Below are 25,075 nucleotides of genomic sequence, written 5' to 3' on the forward strand. Positions count from 1 at the left end.
ATGAAAGCCATGATATTTGCAGCCGGACTTGGAACCCGGCTCAAACCGCTCACTGATCATACGCCGAAGGCACTGGTCAAGGTCAACGGACATCCAATGCTCGAACATATCATCCTGAAGCTGAAAGCATCCGGATTTACGGAAATAGTGGTCAACATCTATCACTTTGGGGAGCAGATCATCGACTTCCTCCAAGCCAACGGAAACTTCGGACTGAACATTCATATCAGCGACGAACGCGACCAGCTGCTTGATACAGGAGGAGGTATCAGAAAAGCGTCTGCCTTTTTTCAGGGAAACGAGCCTTTTCTCGTACACAATGTAGACATTCTGTCAAATACAGACTTAAGGAATCTTTATCTGCACCATCTGAAAGAAGGATCCGACGCAACATTGCTCGTAAGCCAACGCGCAACAAGCCGTTACCTGCTGTTTGACGGGAACAACGTCTTGAAAGGATGGATCAACAAGCAAACAGGAGAAACAAAGCCCGAAGGGTTCGTATGCACACCCGGACTATACAAAGCATATGCCTTCAGCGGCATACACGTGCTTTCGCCTTCCATTTACCGCTACATGAACGAACAATGGAAAGGAAAGTTTTCGATTATGGATTTCTATCTGCAAAACTGCCAGCATGCGACGCTGAAAGGATTTTTCGACAAAGACCTCCGGCTGATTGACATCGGAAAGCCCGAAACATTGGCTCAGGCTGAACAATTCATCAATACCATGTAACGGCACTTCCCGTATTGCTTCGCTGGTCCCACTTCAGAGCGTCAGTCAGCATACTTGAATTGGCTCTGATTGAGAAGTTGTACGAAGTGAACGGACCGAACACCAGACCGCAGCTCATGTTGAAGCAGTGCAGGTCGCGCGTAATATTGAGCGTCGTCATTGACATTTCTTTCGATGTAAAGTCATAACCCGTAGAATACGTCATGTTCCAGCGGCTTCCTATCTTGAAGTTACCCGATACGTTGAGCGAATGCGTCAGCGAATAGGGATAACGCATCTTCTTGATGTTGATTTTCTTCGTGCGGTCTTCACGGATACTGTAACTGTAACTCAGACTGATGCTCCAGGGGAATTTGAACGCCAGATAACCGTCCGAGTCGATTGTTGCCGCTTCTGTCTTGCGCATGTTCGACTTGTTGTCGGTTTCTTCCGTTGCTTCCTCATCGCTCTCTTCATCCACATTGTCCTCTTCCTTTCCCTCTTTCTCCTTATCTTCCTTTTTCCCGAAGAGTTTCTTGAACGTATCGTTGTTCAGCGTATAAGAGAACGAACCGCTATATCCCTGGAAACGGCCGAACCTACCGTATGACCACTCCGTACGGTCGCCCACAACAACATTCCCGTTTTCATCAAACTCATACGCATAAGTGGCGAACGAGGCGTTCATGTTAAAGGTATAGCTTTTGGTGAGCTTCAGACGAAGATTCATGCTCAGGTCGCTCCAGCGCTTGTTGGCTACATCGTATGACAGCGAAGCCCCCAACTGGTCGATCAGGCTGACCTTCTTGTATCCCGTGGAATCCTTGTCGGACCGGAACTTCATTTCAATGTTGTTGTCAACCGAAAAGCTGATGTTTTGTGACATGCCTTTTCCCGGATAGCTGTAGACGGCTCCTTCGTAAGGCGAATACTCTACCGTCTGCACCTCGCCGTTTTCATCGGTATAGGTGTAAGTGTCATAATAACCGTACTTTTTCTTTCCGAAATCCGGCGTATAAGTATAGCTGACAGTCGGCGTAAAGACATGGCGTATCTGAATTTCCTTGCTCTTCATGAACAACGGCTTGTACATACCATACAGCTTGGTGTTCATCTGCAACGAAAGGTTATAGTCCCACACACGGTTGAAGCCGTTAATGGTATCCCTGCGCGCATGATCCCTTGAGTTCGGGTTGGGATCGTAGCTCTGCTTTACTTTCCGCAGATACCAACGCTCCGTATAGTTGAACGAAGGCACAATGTTGATATACTTAAACAGGTTGAATGTTGCGGAAATCGGGATGCGGTGCTGCATACCGTTGTCCCACTGGGTGAGCGGAGTCTTGAACAGCAGATTGTCTTTCGTGCTGATGCTGTTCGTCATGCTACCAGTATATTGCAGAGAAATCTTCTCATACCATTTTTCATCTCCGACCGACTTCTTCCGCTTGAACGGGTAGATACGGTTCAAAGAAATGTTCACGTCCGGCAATGTCATGTTGATGGACGAGTCACGGGTGTTTTGCGTAATGTTGAATGTTCCCGATATGCTCAATCCGATTTCGGAGAAGGTACGCGAATAACTCACACTCGAAGCCTTTGTGTTCTGCGCGTAGACCTGCGGATTATACAAGCTGCTCAGACTTGAACGGTCGTAGCTGCTGGTAGAAAAGTTCACGCTTGCCGAGAACGAACTGTTCGGATTGGCTTTTGCATCCTGCCGATGGCTCCACTGAAGCCTGAAGTCTTTCGACACAGCATAGTCGGGCATGTTCTTTTCACCGGTCTTGGTCACCAGATAGCTGGCATTGAACGAACCGCTGTATTTATAACGCTTGTTATAGTTTGAAGCGACAGAGAGTCCCCACGACCCCTTGGTAAAGATTTCGCCCAACACCTTCAGGTCCATCTTGTCACTGATGGCGAAATAATACCCACCGTCACGCAGATAAAAGCCCCGGTTCATTTCGTCACCGTAAGTCGGCATAATGAACCCCGACGAATAGCTGCTGTTGAACGGGAAAAAGCCGAACGGAACGGCTATCGGCAAAGGCACATCCTCTACGACCAGCTGAGCCGGTCCGAACACCACATTTTTCTTGGGACGCACTTTAGCCATCGAAAGCTTCATGTAGAAATGCGGATGATCGTGATTGTCGCATGTTGTATACTTTCCGTGGCGCATATAGATCTCATCGTCAGCACCCTTCTTTCCCTCTTCCGAGGTCACGTATCCTTCTCCCTGCTGAGTCACGATGTTGTTGATGAATCCCTTTTTCGTCTTGAAGTTATAGCGCATTGTCTTCGACTCGTACGGGGTTTCTCCGTCTTTAAAGACAGGAAGTCCGGTAGCCACGCCCGCCGTATCCTCCACACCGTGCGCATAGACCGTACTGCTGTCCATATTCATGGAGATCACGGCAGAAGTCAGTTCGATATTCTGATAATTCACCTTCCCTTCTCCGTACAGGTGAGCGTATCCCTCCTTTGTAAAGACAATCGAATCGCTCGCCTCATAGATGACAGGCGCATCCAGCGGCTCCTTCTTCTTTGCCGTATCTTCAGCCAAAGAATCAGCAGCCAGCGAATCGAGTGCCAAAGAATCGAGCAACAAGGAATCAGTGCGCACTGAATCCGCCCTCACTTCTTTTCCGGCAGACCTCCGCAGTCTTCTGTTCTTCACGCGCTGGGCCTCGGCGTAAAACGAGCAGAAGAAACCTAGCAGGAACAGGGCTATCAGTAGATATGTTGTTTTTTTCAATGATGTCATTACCGTCTTTTTACACGATGCGCGGTGCAAAAGTAAACAATATCTGCCAAATAAACTTCATCGCTTCTGTTTTTAAAGTATTTTTAGTACACCGCATCAGCCTATAGAAAAAGTTTGCACCACCTGTCGAAACGCTCCACACCGTCCTCGCCGTACTTCGCAATGCTTTTGCGAGCTTTCTCAACCGTTTTTTCCCGGTCGAGATGGGTCTTGGAATAAAACTTGTCGGCAAAGCACACCAACTGTTCTTCCAGCGAAACCGGCACCATCTCCCGATGAGGCAGAGGCAGCTTCTGTTCGTCCATCGCTTCCAGCGTGATGCCGGCACCTGTGTGGCGTTCGCATACCAGCGCGTGGCGAGGATACCCCTCCTCACGCATCAAATCGGCTCCCAAATATCCGTGACAGATATAAGGATAGGAGCCGAAGCAATAAATGTCACTGGCGTCCGTCTTGAAAATGCCAATATCATGCAGCAAGGCAGCTTCCTCTACAAACTGCAGGTCAAGCTTCAGCTCGGGATGTTTTTCCGCCATAGCCAGAGCCTTGTCGGCCACCGAACGGCTATGCACCAGCAGGATGTGTTTCAGCTCATTGTTTTCCGGATAATATTTGTCAATCAGCGCCAATGGATTCATGATGATTCAGTTTTTATTCTTATCTTTGTTAATGTACACAAAGCTACAAAAATTCCATGAGTAATCCGAAAAGAATCTGCACAATTCTAGCATTAGGCATTCTCCTGCTCCCGTCAGCGCTGACCGCCCAAATCCGCACAGGAGCGGAACAGCTGGAAACGCTCGTCCGGCTTGTCGGCAACAAGCGCGTCACCTTAACGGTCAACCACACCAGCCTTTGCGGCAAAGTCCACCTGGCCGACACGCTGATCCGGCAGGGCATAAACATCGTACAGCTTTTCGCTCCGGAACACGGCATACGAGGAAAGGCCGATGCCGGAGAAACCATCCGCGACGGAAAAGACACCCGGACGGGCATTCCCGTCGTTTCGCTCTACGGAAAGAACAAGAAGCCGCAACCCGACCAGCTGAGCAAGACCGATGCAGTGGTATTCGACTTGCAGGACGTTGGCGCACGCTTCTTCACATACATCAGCACCCTTTACTATGTGATGCAAGCCTGTGCGGAAAACGGAAAGGAGGTCATCGTGCTCGACCGCCCGAATCCCTGCGACTGTGTGGACGGCCCTGTGCTGGACATGAAATACAGAAGCTTTGTCGGAATGCTTCCCATCCCCCTGCTCCACGGATGCACGACGGGCGAACTTGCCCGGATGATCAACGGAGAAGGCTGGCTGGGACAAGGAAAGCAATGCCGGCTCACTGTCATCCCCGTTGAAGGATGGAAGCACGGGCAGCCCTATTCTCTTCCGGTCAAGCCGTCGCCCAACCTTCCGAACGACCTGTCTGTCGCGCTCTACCCGTCGCTCTGCCCGTTCGAAGGCACGTCGGTAAGCGTAGGGAGAGGAACACTGTTCCCCTTTCAAGTCATCGGAAGCCCTTGCCTGGACAAATGCGAAGACAAGACGCTGGACTTCACATTCACGCCCCGTCCGCTGCCCGGATTCGACAAGAATCCGCTCCACAAAGGACAAACATGCAGGGGAACAGACTTACGGAAAACCGCTCCGCCGAAAGGTCTTACGCTGCAATATGTATTGCAGATGTATCATCTGTACCAAAAAGCCGGCTGTGGCAGCAAGTTCTTCTCCCGTCCCCACTGGTTCGACCTGCTGATGGCTACAGACCAGGTGCGCCGGGACATCATCCAAGGAAAAACAGAGGATGAAATCCGCCAAGCCTGGCAAGAAAAGCTCGAAGCGTACAAGGAGATGAGGAAAAAATACCTGCTTTACGAAGAAGGATCAAACGCTCTTTAAGTTTATCTTCAGCCTGAAGACATGTATCTTCAGGCTAAAGACATGTATCTCCAGACTGAAGATTTACATCTCTAGCCTGAAGATACAGATTTTTCTGCGGGAAGCAAGGATTGGTGCACCGGCACAGAGCCTTCTTCAAGCCATCATTTTACATAGGCGTTATACACATCTTTAAAATACCTCTTCGAAAGGTTTCCCTTTACTCCCGCCTTACGGTAATAGAACATTCCTTTATAGAACTTATCGTAATTGAACATTCCGGAAGGGCTGAAAGGATAGCTATGCAGACTGCCGTCGCTTTGAATATAGACATAGTCCTTTGCCGAAGGACTTGCCTGAAGATCGATGAAATGCTTGCCAAAAATGTCAGCCGGAGATGCCGTCCTGTACAAACGTTTCCTGCGGCTCTCCTGCGACCTCAGAACCCACTTGCTGCTGTCCCTGTATTTGCAGGTAAACGGGAACAGACAGCGTACAGGCGTTTCTCCTACCTTTGCCGGCTCCCAACACATCTTGCTGATGGCATCCGCCACAACGCTGTCCGCACGGATGCCTTCTGGTGCGAAATCAGGCAGACGGGTGAATCCGATACTGCTTGCCGTACCGTCCTTTTCCACCACAAAGCTTCCGGAAACGGAGTACTCCACATTTACCCCTCTCTGCTTCAGCATTTCATCCAACGCACGGAGTGCATCCTTATGAAAGCTCTCTCCCGACAGATAAACCGGATTCCTGTCCGGATTGTACACGATTCCGCCATAATCTTCCGGCATGGCTGCATCCCGCCTATACACGCCGCCTTCATAAGCCTGACACAACAGCCTTCCTCCACTGCCCGGACGGAACACCATTCTGTCCCGCATCACCACATCAACAGTCCGATACCGGTCTGCCGTCGCAGGCTTCCATTTCGGAGATTTTCTCGCTGCACGCTCCAGTCCGCTGCCGAGCCACTCCTCCTTACAGCGGAGCACAGCAAAGTCTTTCACTTTTCCTTCCGACGTAACTGTATATTGCACGGTTACCGTGTCGGCAATGCTGCCTGAAAAAGATCCCGGAACCCGAATCCTGCCGCAAAGCCACTCCATATAGGCCTCACGCCCATCGAAATAAGAAGACCGTATCCCTTTCGCACGGAAAACCGGAGGAGTATGCAGAGAAACCCGCATCATCTTTCCCCGTCTGCCTTCCGGGATATACTGATAAAAGTCGACCCTTACATAACGGTAAGCTTCCTCCATTCCTTGGGAAACGCCGGTGCAACGCGGAGCATTTGCAACAACCCGCTCTATCTCCTGTTCATAAGCAGGATGGAGCGTATTAAGACGACTGGCGAGAAAAGCCTTTCCGTCCCACGAAACGCTGAGGCACATCTGTTCTTCTCCTGCCATTCCAAACGAATAGGCTTCTTCCGGAAAACGGATATGCTCCAGCACCCATTCAGACACCTTATCCAGATTCCACGCTTTTTCTGCACCACCGGAACGGCTATAAGCACCGGAACAAATTGAAAGAAACAAAAGAAAAAGAAACCGCCTGAAACAATAGCTGCCCATATCTCCTGCGTATTTGATTATCCGACTATCCCCAGGCTGAATATCCGAACGATATCGCCTTTCTTGTAAAGTTAGGAGAAAAATTCAGAACGGTCAAGAACTCCTTTCTTTTCTATCTGACATTTTAACACAAAATAAACAAAAAAAATGCATTAAGACATCGAGCCGCAACATATGCCAGTCCGCAACCAAACGTATCCCGCTTTTTCCCTTCTTACAGGACACCGCATCTTAAGAACGCAAGGAGCACCCTTCCTGCCCAGACGCACACCAGTCCAAGCCTTACTTATAATACATCATTCCGTCTTTGAAAGTCAGCGTATGCAGATCCGGCGAATTGATCGGACCGCTGTTTATATCCAGATACTCCAACGTATTGGACTGCAAAGTAAAAACGGTTTCATACCCGTCGCTCTTTATGTCATTCACATAAAAAGGCTTGTTGAACACAAAACCTCCATGCCCTTTCTTCAAGACGAATACAGTGAGATAAGGGGGCTGACTCATTATATAAATGCCCATGAAAACCAAGGCTATCGTATCATCATCCAAGTTCACCTTATAATAGAAAGACGTCTTTCCGGGACCTTGAGTTTCGTTGTCAATACATTCCCACCCCAAATCATTGGTCATGGAAAAGACTCTTCTTCCGCCTCGCCTTATTTCGACCACATGAATGTCCCCGGGATCATTTTTCCAGTTCCTGAATTTCATGCAGTTCACAACATACCGCCTTCCGGAACGGTCAAGCTCAAACGTTTTCTGCTTCAGGATATAGGGAGTCACATTGTCATACTTGGCAAAGCGAAACCCCTCCACAAACTTGGCTTTGGTCACGAACAAACCGTCCTCGGTTTCTGAAAAAACAGGCTCTTGCCCATAAGCCCTTATGGAAAGCAACAGAACGAACAGCAGAATCAACTTCGTTTTCATATATCCCCAATAAAAAAGGTTTGCAACGAAAGAAGAACCAATATTCCCCGCTGCAAACCAACTCTATATATTCATATCCTTATCTTTTCTTCATCCGCTGCATCATCCCGGCCACTTTTCCGCCTGTCACCATCTTCATCATCTTGCGTGTCTGGTCGAACTGCTTCAAAAGACGGTTCACATCCTGAATGCTCGTACCGCTTCCTTTGGCAATACGGGTACGGCGTGAACTGTTCAGGATTTCGGGATGAGTACGTTCTTCGGGAGTCATCGAATAGATAATGGCTTCGATACTCTTGAACGCGTTATCGTCGATATCAATATCCTTGATGGCCTTGCCCACACCCGGAATCATGGAAGCCAGCTCCTTCAGGTTACCCATCTTCTTGATCTGGTGAATCTGGCTGAGAAAATCGTTGAAGTCAAACTGATTCTTCTGAATTTTCTTCTGAAGACGTTTGGCCTCCGCCTCGTCATACTGCTCCTGCGCACGTTCAACCAGCGACACGATATCGCCCATGCCGAGAATACGGTCGGCCATACGTGCAGGATGGAACACGTCGATTGCTTCCAGCTTTTCGCCCGTACCGATAAACATGATCGGCTTGCTGACCACCGTGCGGATGGAAAGAGCCGCACCGCCACGGGTATCACCGTCGAGCTTGGTCAATACCACACCCGTAAAGTCAAGCCGCTCGTTGAACTCACGCGCGGTATTCACGGCATCCTGACCGGTCATCGAGTCAACGACAAACAAAGTAGCATCCGGATTGACAGCATCCTTGATGGCAGCTATTTCGTTCATCATCTGCTCGTCCACCGCCAGACGTCCCGCCGTATCGACAATCACCAGATCGTATCCCTTGGCCTTTGCTTCCTGAATGGCATTCAGTGCAATCTTTACCGGATCCTTGCTTTCCAGTTCGCTGTATACGGGAACTTCGATCTGCTCACCCAACACCTTCAGCTGTTCGATAGCTGCCGGACGGTATACGTCGCAGGCAACCAGCAAAGGCTTGCGGTTCTTTTTCGTTTTCAGCATGCGGGCCAGCTTTCCGGAGAAAGTCGTTTTACCCGAACCTTGCAGACCCGACATCAGAACCACTGCCGGACGGCCTTTCAGCTCCAGTTCGGCCGTATCGCCTCCCATCAGGCGGGCCAGTTCATCATGCACTATCTTTACCATCAGTTGGCTGGGCTTCACAGCCGTCAGCACATTCTGTCCCAACGCTTTCTCTTTCACCGTATCGGTGAAGTTCTTTGCAACCTTATAATTCACATCGGCGTCAAGCAGGGCGCGACGCACATCCTTCAGGGTCTCCGCCACATTGATTTCGGTGATCTTGCCTTCACCCTTCAATATCTTGAACGACCGTTCCAGTCTTTCGCTTAAATTGTCGAACATAATTATATTGTATTGTTTTAATTGTCCTATCAAACGCAGAGCGCAAAATTACAAAAAAATCGGAACGCTCAAATCTTTTTGTTCTGCCATTTCGCTTTTTTCAAGTAAATCAGGCTGATAGTCAGCATCAGAGAATAATAAACCAGCTCGGTAGTAAAGCAAATGCTGACCGGCGCCTGCACCACCATACCGACAACAACAATGTATACGGCATAGAACACCAGGACAAACACCTCCAGATAAAGCGCAGCCTGCGTATTCCCCGTTCCGGAAATGCCGTTGAAATAAATGTTCGCCACCGAAGCGATCAGCATCGCCGCACACACCACATAGAGCGATGACACAGACTCTTCCAGCAATGCCGCCTCATTGGTATAGACCGACAAGATGGCGTGAGGAAAGAGGGCGCAAAGGCCCGCGCAGATTATCATTATCAGAAACGACATCCGGGCTATCTTGCCCAGCAGCGACATGACATGGTCTACGCCGCCCGCTCCGATAAGATTGCTCACCAGCGTATTGGCGGTGGTAGACAAGGATTGGGCGGGTATAAGAAGCACCACATATACGCTCCGGACAATATTGGCGACGGCAAGCTGGCGCTGGCCCAGACGCTCCAACGCAATAAAGAACACAAACCAGATTCCCATCGAGAAAAAATACTGCACCATCGTAAAGCATGAGATATGAAGGATGCGCAGCACCATCCCTCCGTCGAAACGAGGAATACGGCCCAGACCATATTTCCGGTGATCTACCTTGACATACGTATAAACAAGGTAGAATACCAGCGACGAAGCCTCCGAGATGACAGAAGCCAGCGCCGCGCCACGGACTCCCATTTCGGGCATTCCCAGGCGTCCGAACACCAGCGCATAATTGAATACCAGGTTGACCAGCGCCATCACTACCGCACTCATGGTAAGCACCTTTGTCTGCGTAATGCCAATGTAAAGGGCGCGGAACATCACGTTGAGGAAAGCGAAGAGAAACCCCCACATGCGCCACACATAAAACTCGCAGGTAGCTTCGAATATGGCATCGGAAGACACGATCAGACGGATAAGCGGTTCGGCTATAAAATACATCAGTCCCAGCAGCACAACCGCCATAATCAGGCTGAAAGCGGACCCTTGCCACATGATAGGCCCCACAGCCCGGTAGTTTCCCTCACCGTTGCGGCGCGCAATCAATATCTGCGAACCCACACTGAATCCGAACGCCACGGTATAAAAACAGATATAGAGCAGCCCTCCCATGGCGGCAGCACCCAATGCAACTTCGCTTACGTGCCCCAAAAAGGCCGTATCGGTCACATTAATCACATTCTGCGCAATCAGCCCCAGGAAAATCGGGTACGTTACATGCCAGATTTCTTTATTCGAATATGTCGTCATAAGAACAGATGAAAATTTAACGGATAAAAATACATGCAAAGGTACACATTTTATTCCGCTCCACAAAATGCCCCTTTCATGCGCCCGTCATGCCTTCACTATCCGTTTGCCACCTTCCATCCTTCGATTCCCCGAATCTCGTTGCTGAAGTTCACACCTATCTTATATACTTTCCGCGGGTCGGAAGCGAAAGGAAGGGCATAATTCTTCTCTTCTATCTGGCGGAGGGCCTCATCCGATGTGCCCTCAAGTTTGAACTCCATCACGTAGATGTACTTCTCGGTCTGAAGGACAAGGTCAACGCGGCCTTGGGAGGTATGGTACTCCACCTGCGTATAGAAGCCCATCAGCTTGAACACAATGAACAGCACGTTCTGATAATGAAGCTCCAGCTCGCGGGCAAGTTCGTAAGGCGTATCAGCGAAGAAGCTCTGAAGACGCTTCATGAAACCGTCTACATTGCCGCCTCGGACATCCTGCACAAAGTTCATCACTTCGAAGGCTGAGTTTCCCGAATCCAAATGTGCATAACAGGGAAGAAGGAACTTCGTGAATCCTTCCTCCACTTCCTTGTTAGGGAAGCCAAGCTCATACACCCGGAACTCCGGATTGTATCCTTTAATGGTAAGATAGCCGCTCTGATAAAGATAGGGCACGGGGTTGTTGCCCATCGAGTCAATGCCCATAAGCGAATCGGACATCGCGACTTCGTCTGTCAGACGGTGAAGGTTGTAACGGCTCTTCTTCAACAGTTCGACCAGAAACGTAGGCGTACCCGTTTCAAACCAGTAGCTGCCGAAATCCCGGCGCTTCAACGTATTCAGCACACTGAAAGGATTATAGATATCCATGCCGTTCCGGGTAAAATGGTAGCCGTCATACCACTCCTTCAATTTATGATAGGCAGCTTCCTGACTTATGCCGCCAGACTCCGCCAAAGCCACAACATCCCCTGCAAGCTCCGAATGCAGTTCATCTTCCGTTATGCCACAAACACTTTCGTATACGCGGGACATGGAAATGTCTTCCAAATTGTTCAGATCGCTGAACACGCTCACCTTGCTGAACTTCGTCACGCCTGTAAGCAGAGCGAAACGGATATAGCGGTCGCAGCTTTTCAGCACGCCGTAAAAGGCCTTGAGCGTGTTCCGGTAATCAGTCTGCAGGGAATCGTTGCCTATGGACTGGAGAAGAGGCTTGTCGTATTCGTCAACCAGTATCACCGCGTTGTGCCCAGTCTTCTCGGCCGCGCGCTGCACCACCCCCTGAAAGCGCAGGGAAAGCGAGGTTTCAGCCTCTTCCCGGCCGTATTCCTTCTCCCATTTGGTCAGAGCTGCGTTCAAGATGTCGGCCAGACTTTGGGGCGTTTCGTATTTCTGCGAGTTCAGGTCGAGGTGAAACACCGGATATTCCGTCCATTCCCGTTCCAGACGCTCCATGGCAAGTCCGGCAAACAGCCCTTTTTTCCCCAGGAAGTAAGCCTCGAGCGTAGACACAAGCAGGCTCTTGCCGAACCGACGCGGGCGGCTCAGGAAATAGTGCTTTCCGGTTGTCGCCAAACGGTACACCAGGGAAGTCTTGTCCACATAAACATATCCGTCCTCACGGATTCTTTCGAAACTCTGTATGCCTATCGGATAAAGTCTGCTCATAACGCTGCTTGTTTGATGATTCACTTACAAAGATACGTTTTTTTCTTTGATTCTGATCCCCGAAACAGGAAAAAGACAAAAAGTCAGCGTCTTGCAGAATATACGGACAAAAAGCAAGCGATACGGGCTTTTCAAAAACCGTCACTACCGGAAAAAACGGGCAATCCGGGGTGAAATTGCAACAGATGCCAAACAGAAGCCCCATCCAGAAGCCTTTTAAAGAGGGTGCCGATCGGAAAAACCGTGAAAAACAAGCCGTCATTCCACATAAAACAACGGGACATCCTGCACAAAATGACCTGTCAGACCGAACAAGACACCGGGACATTTTCTGAAACCTTCCGCAGAACGGCAAAAAGAAGTGCCGTCTGATGCCATTTCCCTACAGATAAAGCATCTAGAGCCTCGCCCTTCCACTGGCAAAAGGAAAGGAAATCAGAGGAGAACTCGTCCACAAAGACAGCCCATTCTGTCCGGCGAGCCGTCAACCTGCGCAGAAAAGCCCCATCCACCGACACAATGAAATCCGCCCGGTCATCGCCCATCCGTTTTTTCCAACCTTCCGGCCGCCAGCCCTCAAACAACGGAATCTCAGCAAGCGGAAATGACATTCTGACAATCTGAAAAAGGCGCGGAACACCCCGTTTTAAAACAAAATAACAAACGCAGACAAAATAAGCCCGCATCATTCCGCTTCATAAAAATTTTTTCTTAACTTTGCGGTGCATCAGAAAAAGAAACACTTTAAACAAAAATATTGAGTTATGATGACAATTGACAAATTCAACTTTGCCGGAAAAAAGGCAATCGTCCGTGTAGACTTCAATGTACCCCTGGACGAAAATGGTAAAATCACCGACGACACCCGTATCCGCGGTGCCCTGCCTACCTTGAAAAAAATCCTGGCCGACGGCGGCGCACTGATTATCATGTCACACATGGGCAAGCCCAAAGGTAAAGTCAATGCAAAATATTCTTTGAGCCAGATTGTTGACGCTGTATCAGCAGCTCTGGGCACTCCGGTGAAATTCGCTCCCGACTGCGCCAAAGCTCAAGATGCTGCCGCAGCCCTGAAACCGGGCGAAGTGCTGCTGCTCGAAAACCTGCGCTTCTATCCGGAAGAAGAAGGCAAGCCGGTAGGAATCGAAAAAGAAGATCCGAACTATGAGGCAGCCAAGAAAGAAATGAAAGCCCGCCAGAAAGACTTCGCCAAGACTCTGGCTTCTTACGCTGACTGCTACGTGATGGACGCATTCGGTACAGCTCACCGCAAACATGCTTCTACAGCTGTCATCGCCGACTATTTTGACGCTGACCACAAGATGCTGGGCTATCTGATGGAAAAAGAAGTGAAAGCCGTTGACAACGTGCTGAAAGACATCAAGCGCCCCTTCACTGCAATCATGGGAGGCTCTAAGGTTTCTACCAAAATCGGCATCATCGAAAACCTGATGGACAAGGTAGACAACCTGATTCTCTGCGGCGGCATGGCGTTCACCTTCGCAAAGGCACAGGGCGGACACATCGGCAACTCGCTGGTAGAAGACGACAAACTGCAGCTTGCGCTTGACATCATCGCCAAAGCCAAGGAAAAAGGCGTCAACCTGGTATTGGGATGCGACTGCATCGCAGCCGACAAATTCGCAAACGATGCCAACACACAGGTATGCGACGATGACAACATTCCCGACGGATGGATGGGTCTGGACGCAGGTCCCAAAACACGCGAAGCATTCAAAAATGCCATCAAGGACGCAAAAACCATCCTGTGGAACGGTCCTGCCGGCGTATTTGAGTTCGACAACTTCACAGGCGGCTCAAAAGCCATTGCAGAAGCAATCGCAGAGGCTACCAAGAACGGTGCATTCTCACTGATCGGCGGAGGCGACTCTGTAGCATGTATCAACAAGTTCGGCATGGCCGACCAAGTTTCTTACATCTCAACCGGAGGCGGCGCCCTTCTGGAAGCTATCGAAGGCAAAGTTCTGCCGGGCGTAGCTGCTATCCGCGGCGAAGAATAATCATTCTCACTCTATAAGGAAGCCGCTTCAAGCTTTTGAGGCGGCTTTTTTTATGTGCTTTCCGAAAAAGAAGAAGAAGTCTTTTGACAAGCCATTATTTTTTCGGAACTTTGTGTTCAATAAAAAAACAAGTCATGCCCAAACTATTATTCCTGCTCTTTTTGCTGGCAATGAATCCATTCCGCATACAAGCCCAAATTTTCCAATACATCACAATGGAAGACGGACTGAGCAGCAGACGTGTCTTTTCTATCCGGCAAGACGAACAGGGCTATACCTGGATACTCACGCACAAGGGCATCGACAGGTACGACGGAAAAAGATTCACTTTCTACCCTCTTCTGAAAGAGGGGATTCCAGTTTATGCCTACCCCAACCAGAACATGCTGCGCACGGGTACCGACAAGACGCTGTGGGAGATAGGAGAAGACGGAACAGCCTTCCGCTACAACGAGCTGAAGGATTCGTTCAAGCTGGCATTCGACTTGAAAAAGAGTTATCCGGAAACCGGAAACAGCCCCGTAAGCACAACCCATTTCGACGATGACGGAAAAATATGGTTCTGCACCGGGCAAAAGCAGTTTGTCTACCAAACGACAGACGGGAAAAGCTATCCCGTAGAAAACTCCATACCCGAAAGCATTGTCAGCATCACTCAGGCCGGACCGAACCGCTACTTCATGGCTTCGGAACGGAACCTCTATGCTGCCAGACTTGCAGGAAACCGGCTGGAGGGCATCGAAAAGATACAAATAGCCGGAATCAACTACTTCGACTTCATCTACTGCCACAAGGCAAGCGGATGCCTTGTCATCAATTCGCTGCTGAAAAAAAGCATTCTGTACAATCTCCAGGACAAGAGCACGGAAGATTTAAGCAACCTGCTGAAGGACATCAACATAAACAACATCATCCCGGACAGGAACAACCCGAACGAACTGCTGATGGCCACAGACGGAGGGGGCGTGGTGCGCCTGAACATCACGGAAAAAAAGATATCGCAATTCCTTCAGGAGGAACGCACGAGCCTCAACAAAATGAACGGAAATATCGTGAAGGATATTTTCATGGACAGATCAAACCGGATATGGACCGCCGTCTATCCGATAGGAATCACCGTCTACTCAAAAAAGTATCCCTCTTACACATGGTTCACACACACTACCGATTCTGACAACTCGCTCTCAAACAACTGCGTGAACAATATCATGGAAGACAAGGACGGGGATATCTGGTTCGCCACAAACAACGGAATAAGCTGCTTTCTGAACAGCCGGAAGAAATGGGTCACCTACTGCACGGCCGAAAAGCAGCCCCAATACAAAAACCATATCTTCACCTCTCTATGCGAAATACCGTCCGGCGAGATTCTGGCCGGAGGATATATGAGCGGAATCTATGTCATCAACAAGAGAACAGGCGAGGCCATCCTTTACCAGCAGAGCAAAAACAGCAAAGGGGACGAAACTCCCGACAAATATATCCGAAGCATACTGCGCGATCCGGACAACACAATCTGGACGGGAGGATTCTATAGCCTGAAAAGCTACAACGCAAAAAGCGGAAAGAAGCAAGAATATACAACGCCCTATCCCATCACCCACCTGGCAGCGTGTGACACCAGCCGGCTATGGATCGGAACAACAAACGGAGTCTATGTGCTGGACCGAAAGAAGCAGTCGATATATCCTTTTGAAACGGCTGAAAACTTCGGAATGATAAACATGGTCTACACGACCAAAGAGAAAACATTCGTAGGAACATACGAAAACGGCCTGATTGTAATAGACAACGCAACCTCACGGTTTGTCCGCTACCACTCGGGAAACAGCGGCCTGAGAACGAACAATATCTACAGCATCGCTCCGGGACGCAAAGGGACGCTTATGCTCGGAACTGAAAACGGCATCAGCATCTACGACATCAAAAACAGACATTTTTCAAACTGGACCAAAGAGCAGGGGCTGATGACGGCAAACTTCAATCCCAACGCAATCGTCCATACGCAGAAGGGAAATGTCATACTGGGAAGCGACAAGGGGTTTGTCATGGTCGCCGACTCCATCAAGCTTCCGTCCGAAATCAAGAACCGGATGGTTCTGTCGGACTTGAACATCATGTACCGGGCTGTACACCCGCTGGAGAAAAATTCGCCCCTGACCCAGATACTGGACGAAACCAGCCGCATAGACCTGAAGTACAACCAGAATACCTTCTCGCTCAACGTGTCGTCGATCAATTACGATACGCAAGAAAGCATCTACTACAGCTGGAAACTGGAAGGCTTCTACGACAGCTGGTCCGCACCGACTAAAAGCGGACTGATCCGCTATACCAACCTGTCGCCGGGAAATTACCGGCTCAAGATCCGCGCCGTTTTTCTCGACAACCAGAAAATCATCGGGGAACGACAGCTGCAGATAATCGTTGAACGCCCGTTCTGGCTGACATTCTGGGCTTTTATCATTTATGCATGCATCCTCATAATCGCCATGTATGCAGTGATGAAGTATCTTAACATCAGACGTGAAAGAAAGATATCGGAAGACAAAATCACGTTCTTCACACAGGCCGCCCACGACATCCGCACTCCGCTTACCTTGATAAAGGCTCCTCTGGACGAAATTCTGGAAAAGGAAGAGCTGAGCGGAAAGGGACTGGAAAACGTACGGCTGGCCATGCAAGGCACAGACACCTTGACCGAACTAGCCGACAACCTGATCAATTTCCAGAAAGAAGAACTTTATACGACAGATATAGTAACTTCAGAATACGATCTGAACCGCTACCTGCAAAACTATATCTATCAGTTCGACAGCTACGCGCGGCAAAAAGAAATAACGCTGAGCTACGAACCGCTTCCTCAAAGCCTGACCGTTGACATTGATACACAGAAGATGGATTCCATATTGCGTAACCTGATTTCAAACGCTTTCAAATATACTTCCAAAGGAGGAAGTGTCACCATTAAGGCGGAAACGGGGAAAAACACATGGACCGTAGCAATCAGTGACACGGGAATCGGCATACCGAAAGAGGATCAGAAGAAGCTCTTCAAATACCTGTTCAGAGGAAACAACGCCGCCAACCAGAGCAAATCCGGAGCAGGAATAGGCCTGCTACTTACATATAAGCTGATAGAAAAGCATGAAGGGAAAATTTCTTTTGAAAGCGCAGAGAATGCAGGCACCACTTTCAAACTGACATTCCCCGTCAGAAGCAAGCATTTCCGCCGCAGGCAACAGCAGGCCGTACAGCAGACCGCAGCACCAGCCTGCGAAAAAGAAAAGAAAGAGCCGACGGAATACCTGCCGGCACAGACTTCTTCCGCCTCAGCAGAAGCTCCCTGCATTCTGGTTGTAGAAGACAATGACTCGCTCCGCCAGTTTATCATGCAGAACCTTTCTGACATTTATCTCACGGAAGGAGCCGGAAACGGAAAGGAAGGCATCGAAAAAGTGCAAGCCCACCAGCCGGATCTGATCATTTCAGACATCATGATGCCTGTAATGGACGGACGGAAAATGTGCCGCATGCTGAAAGACAACATGGAAACCAGCCATATCCCGGTCATCCTCCTGACTGCACTCAGCGGAAACGACCAGATATTGCTGGGACTGGAAACACGGGCCGACCAGTATCTGACCAAACCGTTCGACATCAAGATTCTAAAAGCGACCATACACAACCTTCTGGAGAACAGACGCCTTATACGCCAGCAGTTTCAACAGGCTATAACAGCCCTTCCTTCTGACGGAAGAAGAATCGAACTGCCGAACAGCCTGGACAATGAGTTCATAGAACATGTCACCCGGATTGTGAAGGAGAATCTCGGAAAAGAACTGAACGTCGATATTCTATGCGCTGCAATGAATATGAGCCGCACAAGCTTCTACAACAAAATAAAGGCACTTATCGGAATCGCTCCGGCCGAATTCATCCGGAATATCCGTATGCAGGAAGCAGCCCTGCTGCTGAAGAGCAGACGCTATACCGTGGCCGAAGTGTCGGATAAGATGGGATTTGCAGATCCCAAATATTTTACAGACACGTTCAAGAAATTTTACGGAGTTCCTCCAAGCACGTACATGAAAAATTAAAAAGAACAAGAATAATATGAACTTCTATCTAAAGTCTTTTCTCATCTTCACACGGATCGGACTCTTCACCATCGGCGGGGGATACGCAATGGTGCCGCTGATTGAGGCTGATTTGGTGGATAAGCGGAAATGGATCAGCAAGGAGGACTTCCTTGACCTGATGGCTCTTGCCCAGACTGTACCGGGAATTTTCGCTGTAAATATCGCCATCTTTATCGGCTATAAACTGAAAAAATTCTGGGGCGCTTTCTGGATGGCGGCAGGAACAATCCTCCCCTCGTTTGCCATCATGCTGGGAATCGCGCTGTTTTTTCGCCAGTTCCAGCACATAGAAGCCGTTGAAAACATATTTAAAGGAATCCGCCCGGCGGTGGTTGCACTGATTGCAGCGCCGACATTCAAGATGGCGAAATCTGCACGCATCAACCGCTACAACGTGTGGATCCCCATCGTTTCAGCACTGCTTATATGGCTTCTGGGCTTTTCGCCGATCTATGTTATTATCCTTACCGGCTTAGGAGGATTCTTTTACGGACAATACCAGCACAGACAAAAAAAATAAAGAGGAAAAGAAATGATACTGCTATTTTTCAAGCTGTTCTATACGTTTTTCAAAATCGGCCTCTTCGGATTCGGAGGAGGCTATGCCATGATTTCAATGATTCAAGGAGAAGTTGTCACCCGCTATGGCTGGCTCAGTTCATCCGACTTTACAGACATTATAGCCCTTAGCCAGATGACACCGGGACCGATAGGAATTAACTCAGCAACGTATGTGGGGTATGTGGCTGTTGTCAATGCCGGATATTCACATGCTTTAGGAGTATTGGGGTCAACAATTGCCACAATATCGGTGGTGCTTCCTTCTTTCATCCTCATGGTAGTGATCAGCCGTTTCTTTTTGAAATACCAGAAACATCCCGCAGTTGAGGCTGTATTCTGCGGGCTGCGTCCCGGAGTTGTCGGACTGCTTGCTGCGGCAGCCTTGGTTCTGATGAACGGAGAGAACTTCGGCACAGACACTGCACAAATAATTATCAGCAGCATGCTGTTCATCGTTTCATTTATCGCCTCTTACCGCTATAAAGCGAACCCCATACTGCTGATAATCAGTTGCGGAATCATAGGATATTTCATCTATTGACCATTATAGTCAGTCTTCATCTTTCGGAGCCGGCATCATCGGCTCCGGTATTGAAAAGTCCTTATCAGCAAAAAGAGCAGCAAGCCCGGAAATCTGCTTCAGGCGGAGCAGTTCATCCTTGTCCATACCAATATTCTTCATTATCCAGCTGTCCGACATACCGGCTCTCGTCAATTCCGCCACAATGCTTGTCATAAGCTCTACACTGTGTGTGCCACGGGCACGGTTATGACGGATTGTCGAACCCATACGATGCGACAGATCCTTGTCTATCACAACGACAGGAAGCAAGCCTTTTTCTCTTTTATAAATTCGCTTCGAAGTCAGCATCACGCGGTAACGGTGGAATCCGTCGACAATGATATACTTGTCGTTTTCCTTATCATAATAACAGACACAAGGCATGGTAAAGCCATCCTCCCAAATAGAAAGCTCCAGCAACTTCATCTCTGGAGGAGCCACCACGTTCGGATTATAATCATTCGCACACACCTTTTCAACGGGTACAGCAATCACACTGTATACCGGACTTTTATATTCTTTTACGTCCATATATTCTTATATTGTTGCAATATGTAATTTTTCATTTTCGCATCTTCCTTCGTCATGGCAAATCCCATGTACTTGCATGCATAATCGTTGCGGAGAATACAGAGGCACATCCGCTTATAAGTCGGTATCTCTCGAAACTCCGGAATATCGATGTCATCCAGATACTCCATCATGACAGGATGTTTTGTCGTTTTGTAGTTCGACTTATTGCGCACTTCAATCGGAATGCCCAGATCAACAAGTTTCTGTATGGTTTCGTTGCTCAAACATCCGCCTTTTGTACGCCAGAACTTGATGCTGGTATGCAGCTTCGAGAGGTATCCCCTTTGAGCATCTTCGGGCAAAGTAGACAGCAAGAACTCCATAAAAGACTTCCAGGTATGTCCCTCGGGCAGTTTGATTGAATTGCGTCCCATAGCTCTCGTCCCGCCATATATGCCGGAGAAGTTCACTCCGTTCACGCGTCCGATCATTTTTCCCCACGTGTCTGGGTCAATCACCTTGTATAGCCGCAAGCTCTCAATAGCCTCACAGATAAACGGACTTGCCACCCGTTGGCGTTCAAGATTCACCCCTGCCTGATAATACAAATCATACAGTTTGTTATAATCCCAGCCGAACTTGCCGTTGGCTGTCCATATATCCGTGGTTTTCCAGTCATATATCGGATAAAGGTTGAACACATCGTTCGCTATTTTCGAGCTCCACTGATAATTATGGTAAAGTTGCTGCTTCAAACCTCCATAGATGGTTCTCCAACGGTTATAGCTCTCCTGCGTCCGGATACCGACCAGACATGCAGTTCTGACAGCATCTTTCTGTTCGTGAAGCCACGCTGCAAATTTAAGCTGAAATTCATAATCCCACATGTCCTCCCTGAAAAAGGGAAAATCTTCTGCCGTCAGGACATCCTTTGGCATCTCACGAATCCAAAGCTCCTTTTTTGAAGGATCCCACGGACGCCAGTAGCTCTGATACATGGAAGTACATGTCCTCACCTTGAAAGGCACACAAATGCGATAGACATCCAGAATGTCTTTGTTTGCTTCAAATATCCGGTCTACAAAGTCAATCGTCATTTTATACTGCACCTCATAGTCCATATGAAACACTCCGATCCGCCGTTTCAGATTATGCTTGCGGATGAAATCGATGCATAAGTTCAGCAGAACCCCACTATCCTTTCCACCAGAAAACGAGATATAGATATTGTCAAATTCTTTAAACAAAACGGCCAGCCTCTCTTCTGCCAGTTCATAAACATTTTTCTTCTTCTCCTTCATGCTTTCTCCATTTTCTGATAGAGCCTCCAACTCTTTATCACTTCAAATCCCATATCAGCAAAGTATTGCGCATGCCTAACCATCACAACTGCCTGAAACGTTTTCGAATGATCTTCCAACTTTTTCAGTACAGCCTTCAACAATTGAGGAAACAATTTTTTTTCCAACTTTTCATCCACATAATAATTGTTGATGACAAAATGTTTTCCCCTGATTTCCACAGGCACAAATCCCTGCACCAGCTCTTCCTTAACGGCCACGAACCATACGAATGAGTCGCTCGTCTTAAAAGGATAGTTATTGTTATATTTCAATATTTCGGAATTCATGACCAACGGAGCCACCAGCTGATACAACCGGGGCTCCGTACCTTTCAATAAAACAATCTTTGCCATAAAATGTTATCATAATATTCAGATACAAATATAGTTTTTTTTCAAAAATACAAAATCATGACCGGCAAGAAAGGACATGAAACAAATTTTCGAATGAAGAACAGCAGATTTCCGTGCCATTAGCCTCCAATAGAATCTGATCCGGAGAAATAACTTTCAGGACAGGCAATCCATGAAATTCGGTCTGCTGACCGGGCATCAAACAAAAATAATCATGCCGGTTCAGTGCATTCTGAGTCCAGTGGCGCAAGACCTCGTCGGCGGTTTCAAGAACAATGAACTTCTTTCCCTTCACTTCCGGCGAGAATCCGCCATGCATTAAATCGAAACGGATGTCCGGCTGAAATTCAAAAAGAGAATCCATCCGGTTGGCCAGAATCAGATCTTCCGTGCAACCGCATTCCAAACCATACCGGCCGGTCATGAGCCATAGACGGTCGGCAAGAACAAGAGCCTGCTCCACATCATGCGTAGACATTAAAACCGCCTTTTGCCCTGTCGCAGCAATCCGATGCAGCAACGTCATGATTTCTATCCGGCTTACAACATCGAGAAACGCTGTGGGCTCATCCAGCAAAATCAACGGACATTCTTGAACCAGCGCTTTCGCAATCATCACTTTCTGCCGCTCTCCGTCGGAAAGCTGAGCCATGTATGAATCCGCTTTATGCAGCATGCCTACAGCTTCAAGCGACCGGGAAACAGCTTCTTTATCATGCGTGCTCAAACGGCCGAAAAATCCCGTATGAGGCTGACGCCCGAGCGATACCAAATCATAGACAGACAAGCCGCCCGTCTGCGTCTTATCTGTCAGCACAAGACCTATCAACCGTGAACGTTCCTTGGGATCGTATGCATTGACCGGTTTTCCGAACAATGTCAGACTGCCGGATAGAGGAGGCTGGGCCGCTGCGAGCGTACGCAGCAACGTAGATTTTCCGCTTCCATTCGCTCCCAACAAACAGGTGAACTCTCCGCAACAGAGGCGGAAATTCAAATCACGGTGCACCGTCTGGCCCTGCTTGCCTGCATATCCTATGGCAAGCTTATTCCCTTCCACTATAACCTGACCCGCTTCCATCAATTAAAATATTGCAGTTTCCGACGGTTGATAATCACATAAATAACAACAGGAGCACCCAAAACGGGAGTCACGGCATTCAAAGGAATGATGCCCGACTCACCGGGAAGCGCACAAATCAGATTGCACAAAAGGGCCATCGCCGATCCGCAGAGCAAAGTAACAGGCATCAGCGAATTATGATTAGACGTTCCCAACAGCAAACGTGCAATATGAGGTACGGCAAGACCGATAAAGGCTACAGGCCCGCAGAAAGCTGTTGTCACGGCAGTCAGAATGCCTGTAGACAACAACAGCAGGTTCCGCACCCGACGGACGTTGATTCCCAGGTTTTCCGCATAGCGAGGCCCCAGGAGCAAGGCATTCAGCGGCTTTATCAGCAAAAGAGCGACAACCAGACCGGCTACGATGCAAAGACTGAAGGCAGAAAGCTGGTCAAAAGACACTCCGCCAAAATTGCCGAGCCCCCAAATGACAAAAGACTGTACGTTGTCGGCTGCTGAAAAGAAACTCAGCAGAGAAATTACAGAAGACACAACATACCCGATCATGATCCCTGCAATAAGCAACATCACACCGCTCTCTATCAGAAAAGAAAGAAACAAAATCAAGGCAAGAACGGCCACAGCACCTGCCAGTGCGCCCAGGAAAACAGAAAAGAAGCCCGACAGACTGAAAATGCCTGCCGCCAGGCTGCTGCCTCCAGCCATTACGACAAGAGCGACTCCCAGACTTGCCCCCGAACTGATTCCAAGAATAGAAGAATCGGCAAGAGGATTATTGAATACGGTTTGCAGCATCAATCCCGAAACTGAAAGGGCTGCCCCGCAAAGCAAAGCCGCCACACACTGAGGGAAACGTGATTCCCAAACAATATACGCCCAACTCGCTTTTTCCGCCTCGCCGCCGGAAAGAATTTCCCAGACAGCTCTGGCTGGTATATCAACCGAACCGAAAAACAGGTTCGCCGCAACAAGCAAAAGAATGCACAGCGAAAGCAGCATTCCAAACACAAATCCTCTACGCCTGTTCATTCCGCCAACTCTGTAAAATATTTAGTACGATAGCCTTCCAGCAGTTCCGGATGAAAAATGCTTACCATATCTTTCAGCAGCCAGTCGGGATGAAAAGGCGTTTCCTCATAAAAAGGAATGCGACGGCTGTTGCATCCGTAGATCTGCCGGTTACGGAAAGCAAGAAAACGGGAATAAGGAGCGTACTCTGAGGCCAGCTCACTATAAGTCTTGTCATGGGGCTGGTTATACTTTATCAGCCAGTAGTCTGCATGCTGTCCTTTATCAAACACGGCTTCGAAAGCCATCGGAACAGAACCGCTGTTCTTCAGGTCTGCAAAAACATAGTCGGCTCCGGCATCAGCCAGCATTTTTCCCGTGGTGCTTTCTCCGCCCGAGATGTACCAGACAGAACCGTATTTCAAGTCACAGATAACCGCAGGACGCACTTTTGCTTGAGCAGCCAGCGCTTTCACCCGAAGATACGTTGTTTCGACCGCTCTGAACAACGAGTCAGCGCGCCCGCAACTGCCTGTCAGCAATCCATAAAACATCATCCATTCCGCACGCCCCAGGGGAGAAGCCTCCATGTAATCGGCACATTCAATCAAAGGAATGCCCAGCTTGCCTATTTTGCCATAACTCCCGCTGTTCTCGAATGGAGAAAGCAGTATTGCATCGGGATGCAAATCAATGATCTTCTCCACGTCCGGAGCCAGACTGTTTCCGCAGTCTGCAATTGTTCCTTTTTCGCATCCGTCCTTTATTTCCGGCATATTCATATACTCCAGACCGCATATGCCCGCAATCCGGTGCAGCGCATCCAGTTCCTTAAGCAGGCTGCAATGAACGGACGAATAAACCATGCATCTTTCCAGCGGCACTCTGACCACAGTGGCATTGTCAGGCAACCCTTCCGGCAGCGAATCCCTTTTGTCCACCAGCGCATAGGTGTGCAGCGTTTTCAAGGTATCCCACGGATTGCGCAATACGGCCATGGTGTAATCCGGATAACGGACAATACACAAGTTGCGGGCATACCTCAACTGCAGCGTGTCACCTGCCGAAACAGAAGAAGTCTTGCTTCCTCTGCCGCAAGCAGCCGAAAGCAAGACCAAAGTTATTATGCAAGCAGCTAATAATACACGTTTCATTCTTC

At 48.8% G+C, this 25,075-nt stretch carries 20 protein-coding genes; 6 read left to right on the top strand and 14 right to left on the bottom strand.

Going from position 1 to position 25,075, the window contains the following annotated elements:
- On the top strand, window positions 1-738 hold the full coding sequence (locus NW212_RS07425) for a nucleotidyltransferase family protein (protein ID WP_258338015.1): 738 nt from the start codon (window positions 1-3) through the stop codon (window positions 736-738).
- Here the strand turns inward: NW212_RS07425 and NW212_RS07430 are convergent.
- Window positions 725-3,487: a putative LPS assembly protein LptD gene (locus NW212_RS07430; protein ID WP_258338016.1), complete on the bottom strand. Its 2,763-nt coding sequence runs from the start codon at window positions 3,485-3,487 to the stop codon at window positions 725-727. The genes NW212_RS07425 and NW212_RS07430 overlap by 14 nt on opposite strands.
- Before the next feature lie 101 nt (window positions 3,488-3,588).
- The gene (locus NW212_RS07435) at window positions 3,589-4,125 is read right to left on the bottom strand and encodes an HD domain-containing protein (RefSeq protein WP_258338017.1); all 537 of its coding nucleotides are present in this window, start codon (window positions 4,123-4,125) and stop codon (window positions 3,589-3,591) included.
- Window positions 4,126-4,181: 56 nt separating this feature from the next.
- Between NW212_RS07435 and NW212_RS07440 the strand changes: the two genes are divergently transcribed.
- Window positions 4,182-5,384 (top strand): DUF1343 domain-containing protein, encoded by a 1,203-nt coding sequence (locus tag NW212_RS07440; protein WP_258338018.1) that lies wholly within the window; start codon window positions 4,182-4,184, stop codon window positions 5,382-5,384.
- A 143-nt stretch (window positions 5,385-5,527) separates the two neighbouring features.
- Here NW212_RS07440 and NW212_RS07445 read toward each other — a convergent pair whose 3' ends face one another.
- From NW212_RS07445 to NW212_RS07470, 6 genes are all read right to left on the bottom strand, one after another.
- Complete coding sequence (locus tag NW212_RS07445; RefSeq protein WP_258338019.1) at window positions 5,528-6,940, bottom strand: energy transducer TonB; 1,413 nt, start codon at window positions 6,938-6,940, stop codon at window positions 5,528-5,530.
- Window positions 6,941-7,222: 282 nt separating this feature from the next.
- Window positions 7,223-7,873: a hypothetical protein gene (locus NW212_RS07450; protein ID WP_258338020.1), complete on the bottom strand. Its 651-nt coding sequence runs from the start codon at window positions 7,871-7,873 to the stop codon at window positions 7,223-7,225.
- A gap of 79 nt (window positions 7,874-7,952) precedes the next feature.
- The gene (gene ffh / locus NW212_RS07455) at window positions 7,953-9,278 is read right to left on the bottom strand and encodes a signal recognition particle protein (RefSeq protein ID WP_258338021.1); all 1,326 of its coding nucleotides are present in this window, start codon (window positions 9,276-9,278) and stop codon (window positions 7,953-7,955) included.
- Between the two features lie 68 nt (window positions 9,279-9,346).
- Window positions 9,347-10,675: an MATE family efflux transporter gene (locus NW212_RS07460; RefSeq protein ID WP_258338022.1), complete on the bottom strand. Its 1,329-nt coding sequence runs from the start codon at window positions 10,673-10,675 to the stop codon at window positions 9,347-9,349.
- Window positions 10,676-10,773: 98 nt separating this feature from the next.
- Window positions 10,774-12,327: an ATP-binding protein gene (locus NW212_RS07465; protein WP_258338023.1), complete on the bottom strand. Its 1,554-nt coding sequence runs from the start codon at window positions 12,325-12,327 to the stop codon at window positions 10,774-10,776.
- 302 nt (window positions 12,328-12,629) lie between these two features.
- Window positions 12,630-12,938, bottom strand: coding sequence for a hypothetical protein (locus NW212_RS07470; protein ID WP_258338024.1), 309 nt, complete (start codon window positions 12,936-12,938; stop codon window positions 12,630-12,632).
- A 153-nt stretch (window positions 12,939-13,091) separates the two neighbouring features.
- Here NW212_RS07470 and NW212_RS07475 point away from each other — a divergent pair, with 153 nt between their 5' ends.
- The 4 genes from NW212_RS07475 to NW212_RS07490 all read left to right on the top strand — a co-directional run bounded on the left by NW212_RS07475 (window position 13,092) and on the right by NW212_RS07490 (window position 19,592).
- On the top strand, window positions 13,092-14,348 hold the full coding sequence (locus tag NW212_RS07475) for a phosphoglycerate kinase (RefSeq protein WP_258338025.1): 1,257 nt from the start codon (window positions 13,092-13,094) through the stop codon (window positions 14,346-14,348).
- A 134-nt stretch (window positions 14,349-14,482) separates the two neighbouring features.
- Window positions 14,483-18,448: an ATP-binding protein gene (locus tag NW212_RS07480; protein ID WP_258338026.1), complete on the top strand. Its 3,966-nt coding sequence runs from the start codon at window positions 14,483-14,485 to the stop codon at window positions 18,446-18,448.
- 16 nt (window positions 18,449-18,464) lie between these two features.
- Window positions 18,465-19,010 (top strand): chromate transporter, encoded by a 546-nt coding sequence (locus NW212_RS07485; protein WP_258338027.1) that lies wholly within the window; start codon window positions 18,465-18,467, stop codon window positions 19,008-19,010.
- 18 nt (window positions 19,011-19,028) lie between these two features.
- On the top strand, window positions 19,029-19,592 hold the full coding sequence (locus NW212_RS07490) for a chromate transporter (protein WP_258338059.1): 564 nt from the start codon (window positions 19,029-19,031) through the stop codon (window positions 19,590-19,592).
- A gap of 9 nt (window positions 19,593-19,601) precedes the next feature.
- Here the strand turns inward: NW212_RS07490 and NW212_RS07495 are convergent, their stop codons facing one another.
- The 6 genes from NW212_RS07495 to NW212_RS07520 are packed head-to-tail and all read right to left on the bottom strand — an operon-like array spanning window position 19,602 to window position 25,070.
- Window positions 19,602-20,144 (bottom strand): ParB/RepB/Spo0J family partition protein, encoded by a 543-nt coding sequence (locus tag NW212_RS07495; RefSeq protein ID WP_258338028.1) that lies wholly within the window; start codon window positions 20,142-20,144, stop codon window positions 19,602-19,604.
- Window positions 20,135-21,427, bottom strand: coding sequence for a DUF3440 domain-containing protein (locus tag NW212_RS07500; protein WP_258338029.1), 1,293 nt, complete (start codon window positions 21,425-21,427; stop codon window positions 20,135-20,137). Before NW212_RS07500 ends, NW212_RS07495 begins: the two co-directional genes overlap by 10 nt.
- Entirely contained in the window at window positions 21,424-21,822 is a 399-nt protein-coding gene (locus NW212_RS07505; protein WP_258338030.1) for a hypothetical protein, read from the bottom strand. The genes NW212_RS07500 and NW212_RS07505 overlap by 4 nt, the downstream gene beginning before the upstream one ends.
- Before the next feature lie 55 nt (window positions 21,823-21,877).
- Window positions 21,878-22,903: an ABC transporter ATP-binding protein gene (locus NW212_RS07510; protein ID WP_258338031.1), complete on the bottom strand. Its 1,026-nt coding sequence runs from the start codon at window positions 22,901-22,903 to the stop codon at window positions 21,878-21,880.
- Window positions 22,903-23,937, bottom strand: coding sequence for an iron ABC transporter permease (locus NW212_RS07515; protein ID WP_258338032.1), 1,035 nt, complete (start codon window positions 23,935-23,937; stop codon window positions 22,903-22,905). Before NW212_RS07515 ends, NW212_RS07510 begins: the two co-directional genes overlap by 1 nt.
- Window positions 23,934-25,070, bottom strand: coding sequence for an ABC transporter substrate-binding protein (locus NW212_RS07520; RefSeq protein WP_258338033.1), 1,137 nt, complete (start codon window positions 25,068-25,070; stop codon window positions 23,934-23,936). Before NW212_RS07520 ends, NW212_RS07515 begins: the two co-directional genes overlap by 4 nt.
- Window positions 25,071-25,075: the final 5 nt, after the last annotated feature.

The sequence above is a fragment of the Bacteroides sp. ET225 genome (genome assembly GCF_024733745.1).
GTDB lineage: Bacteria > Bacteroidota > Bacteroidia > Bacteroidales > Bacteroidaceae > Phocaeicola > Phocaeicola excrementipullorum.

Bases quoted from the DNA above. Each gene is read 5' to 3' on its own strand.
- NW212_RS07425 (WP_258338015.1), top strand. From the start codon at position 1: ATGAAAGCCATGATATTTGCAGCCGGACTTGGAACCCGGCTCAAACCG.
- NW212_RS07430 (WP_258338016.1), bottom strand. From the start codon at position 3,487: ATGACATCATTGAAAAAAACAACATATCTACTGATAGCCCTGTTCCTG.
- NW212_RS07435 (WP_258338017.1), bottom strand. From the start codon at position 4,125: ATGAATCCATTGGCGCTGATTGACAAATATTATCCGGAAAACAATGAG.
- NW212_RS07440 (WP_258338018.1), top strand. From the start codon at position 4,182: ATGAGTAATCCGAAAAGAATCTGCACAATTCTAGCATTAGGCATTCTC.
- NW212_RS07445 (WP_258338019.1), bottom strand. From the start codon at position 6,940: ATGGGCAGCTATTGTTTCAGGCGGTTTCTTTTTCTTTTGTTTCTTTCA.
- NW212_RS07450 (WP_258338020.1), bottom strand. From the start codon at position 7,873: ATGAAAACGAAGTTGATTCTGCTGTTCGTTCTGTTGCTTTCCATAAGG.
- ffh (WP_258338021.1), bottom strand. From the start codon at position 9,278: ATGTTCGACAATTTAAGCGAAAGACTGGAACGGTCGTTCAAGATATTG.
- NW212_RS07460 (WP_258338022.1), bottom strand. From the start codon at position 10,675: ATGACGACATATTCGAATAAAGAAATCTGGCATGTAACGTACCCGATT.
- NW212_RS07465 (WP_258338023.1), bottom strand. From the start codon at position 12,327: ATGAGCAGACTTTATCCGATAGGCATACAGAGTTTCGAAAGAATCCGT.
- NW212_RS07470 (WP_258338024.1), bottom strand. From the start codon at position 12,938: ATGTCATTTCCGCTTGCTGAGATTCCGTTGTTTGAGGGCTGGCGGCCG.
- NW212_RS07475 (WP_258338025.1), top strand. From the start codon at position 13,092: ATGATGACAATTGACAAATTCAACTTTGCCGGAAAAAAGGCAATCGTC.
- NW212_RS07480 (WP_258338026.1), top strand. From the start codon at position 14,483: ATGCCCAAACTATTATTCCTGCTCTTTTTGCTGGCAATGAATCCATTC.
- NW212_RS07485 (WP_258338027.1), top strand. From the start codon at position 18,465: ATGAACTTCTATCTAAAGTCTTTTCTCATCTTCACACGGATCGGACTC.
- NW212_RS07495 (WP_258338028.1), bottom strand. From the start codon at position 20,144: ATGGACGTAAAAGAATATAAAAGTCCGGTATACAGTGTGATTGCTGTA.
- NW212_RS07500 (WP_258338029.1), bottom strand. From the start codon at position 21,427: ATGAAGGAGAAGAAGAAAAATGTTTATGAACTGGCAGAAGAGAGGCTG.
- NW212_RS07505 (WP_258338030.1), bottom strand. From the start codon at position 21,822: ATGGCAAAGATTGTTTTATTGAAAGGTACGGAGCCCCGGTTGTATCAG.
- NW212_RS07510 (WP_258338031.1), bottom strand. From the start codon at position 22,903: ATGGAAGCGGGTCAGGTTATAGTGGAAGGGAATAAGCTTGCCATAGGA.
- NW212_RS07515 (WP_258338032.1), bottom strand. From the start codon at position 23,937: ATGAACAGGCGTAGAGGATTTGTGTTTGGAATGCTGCTTTCGCTGTGC.
- NW212_RS07520 (WP_258338033.1), bottom strand. From the start codon at position 25,070: ATGAAACGTGTATTATTAGCTGCTTGCATAATAACTTTGGTCTTGCTT.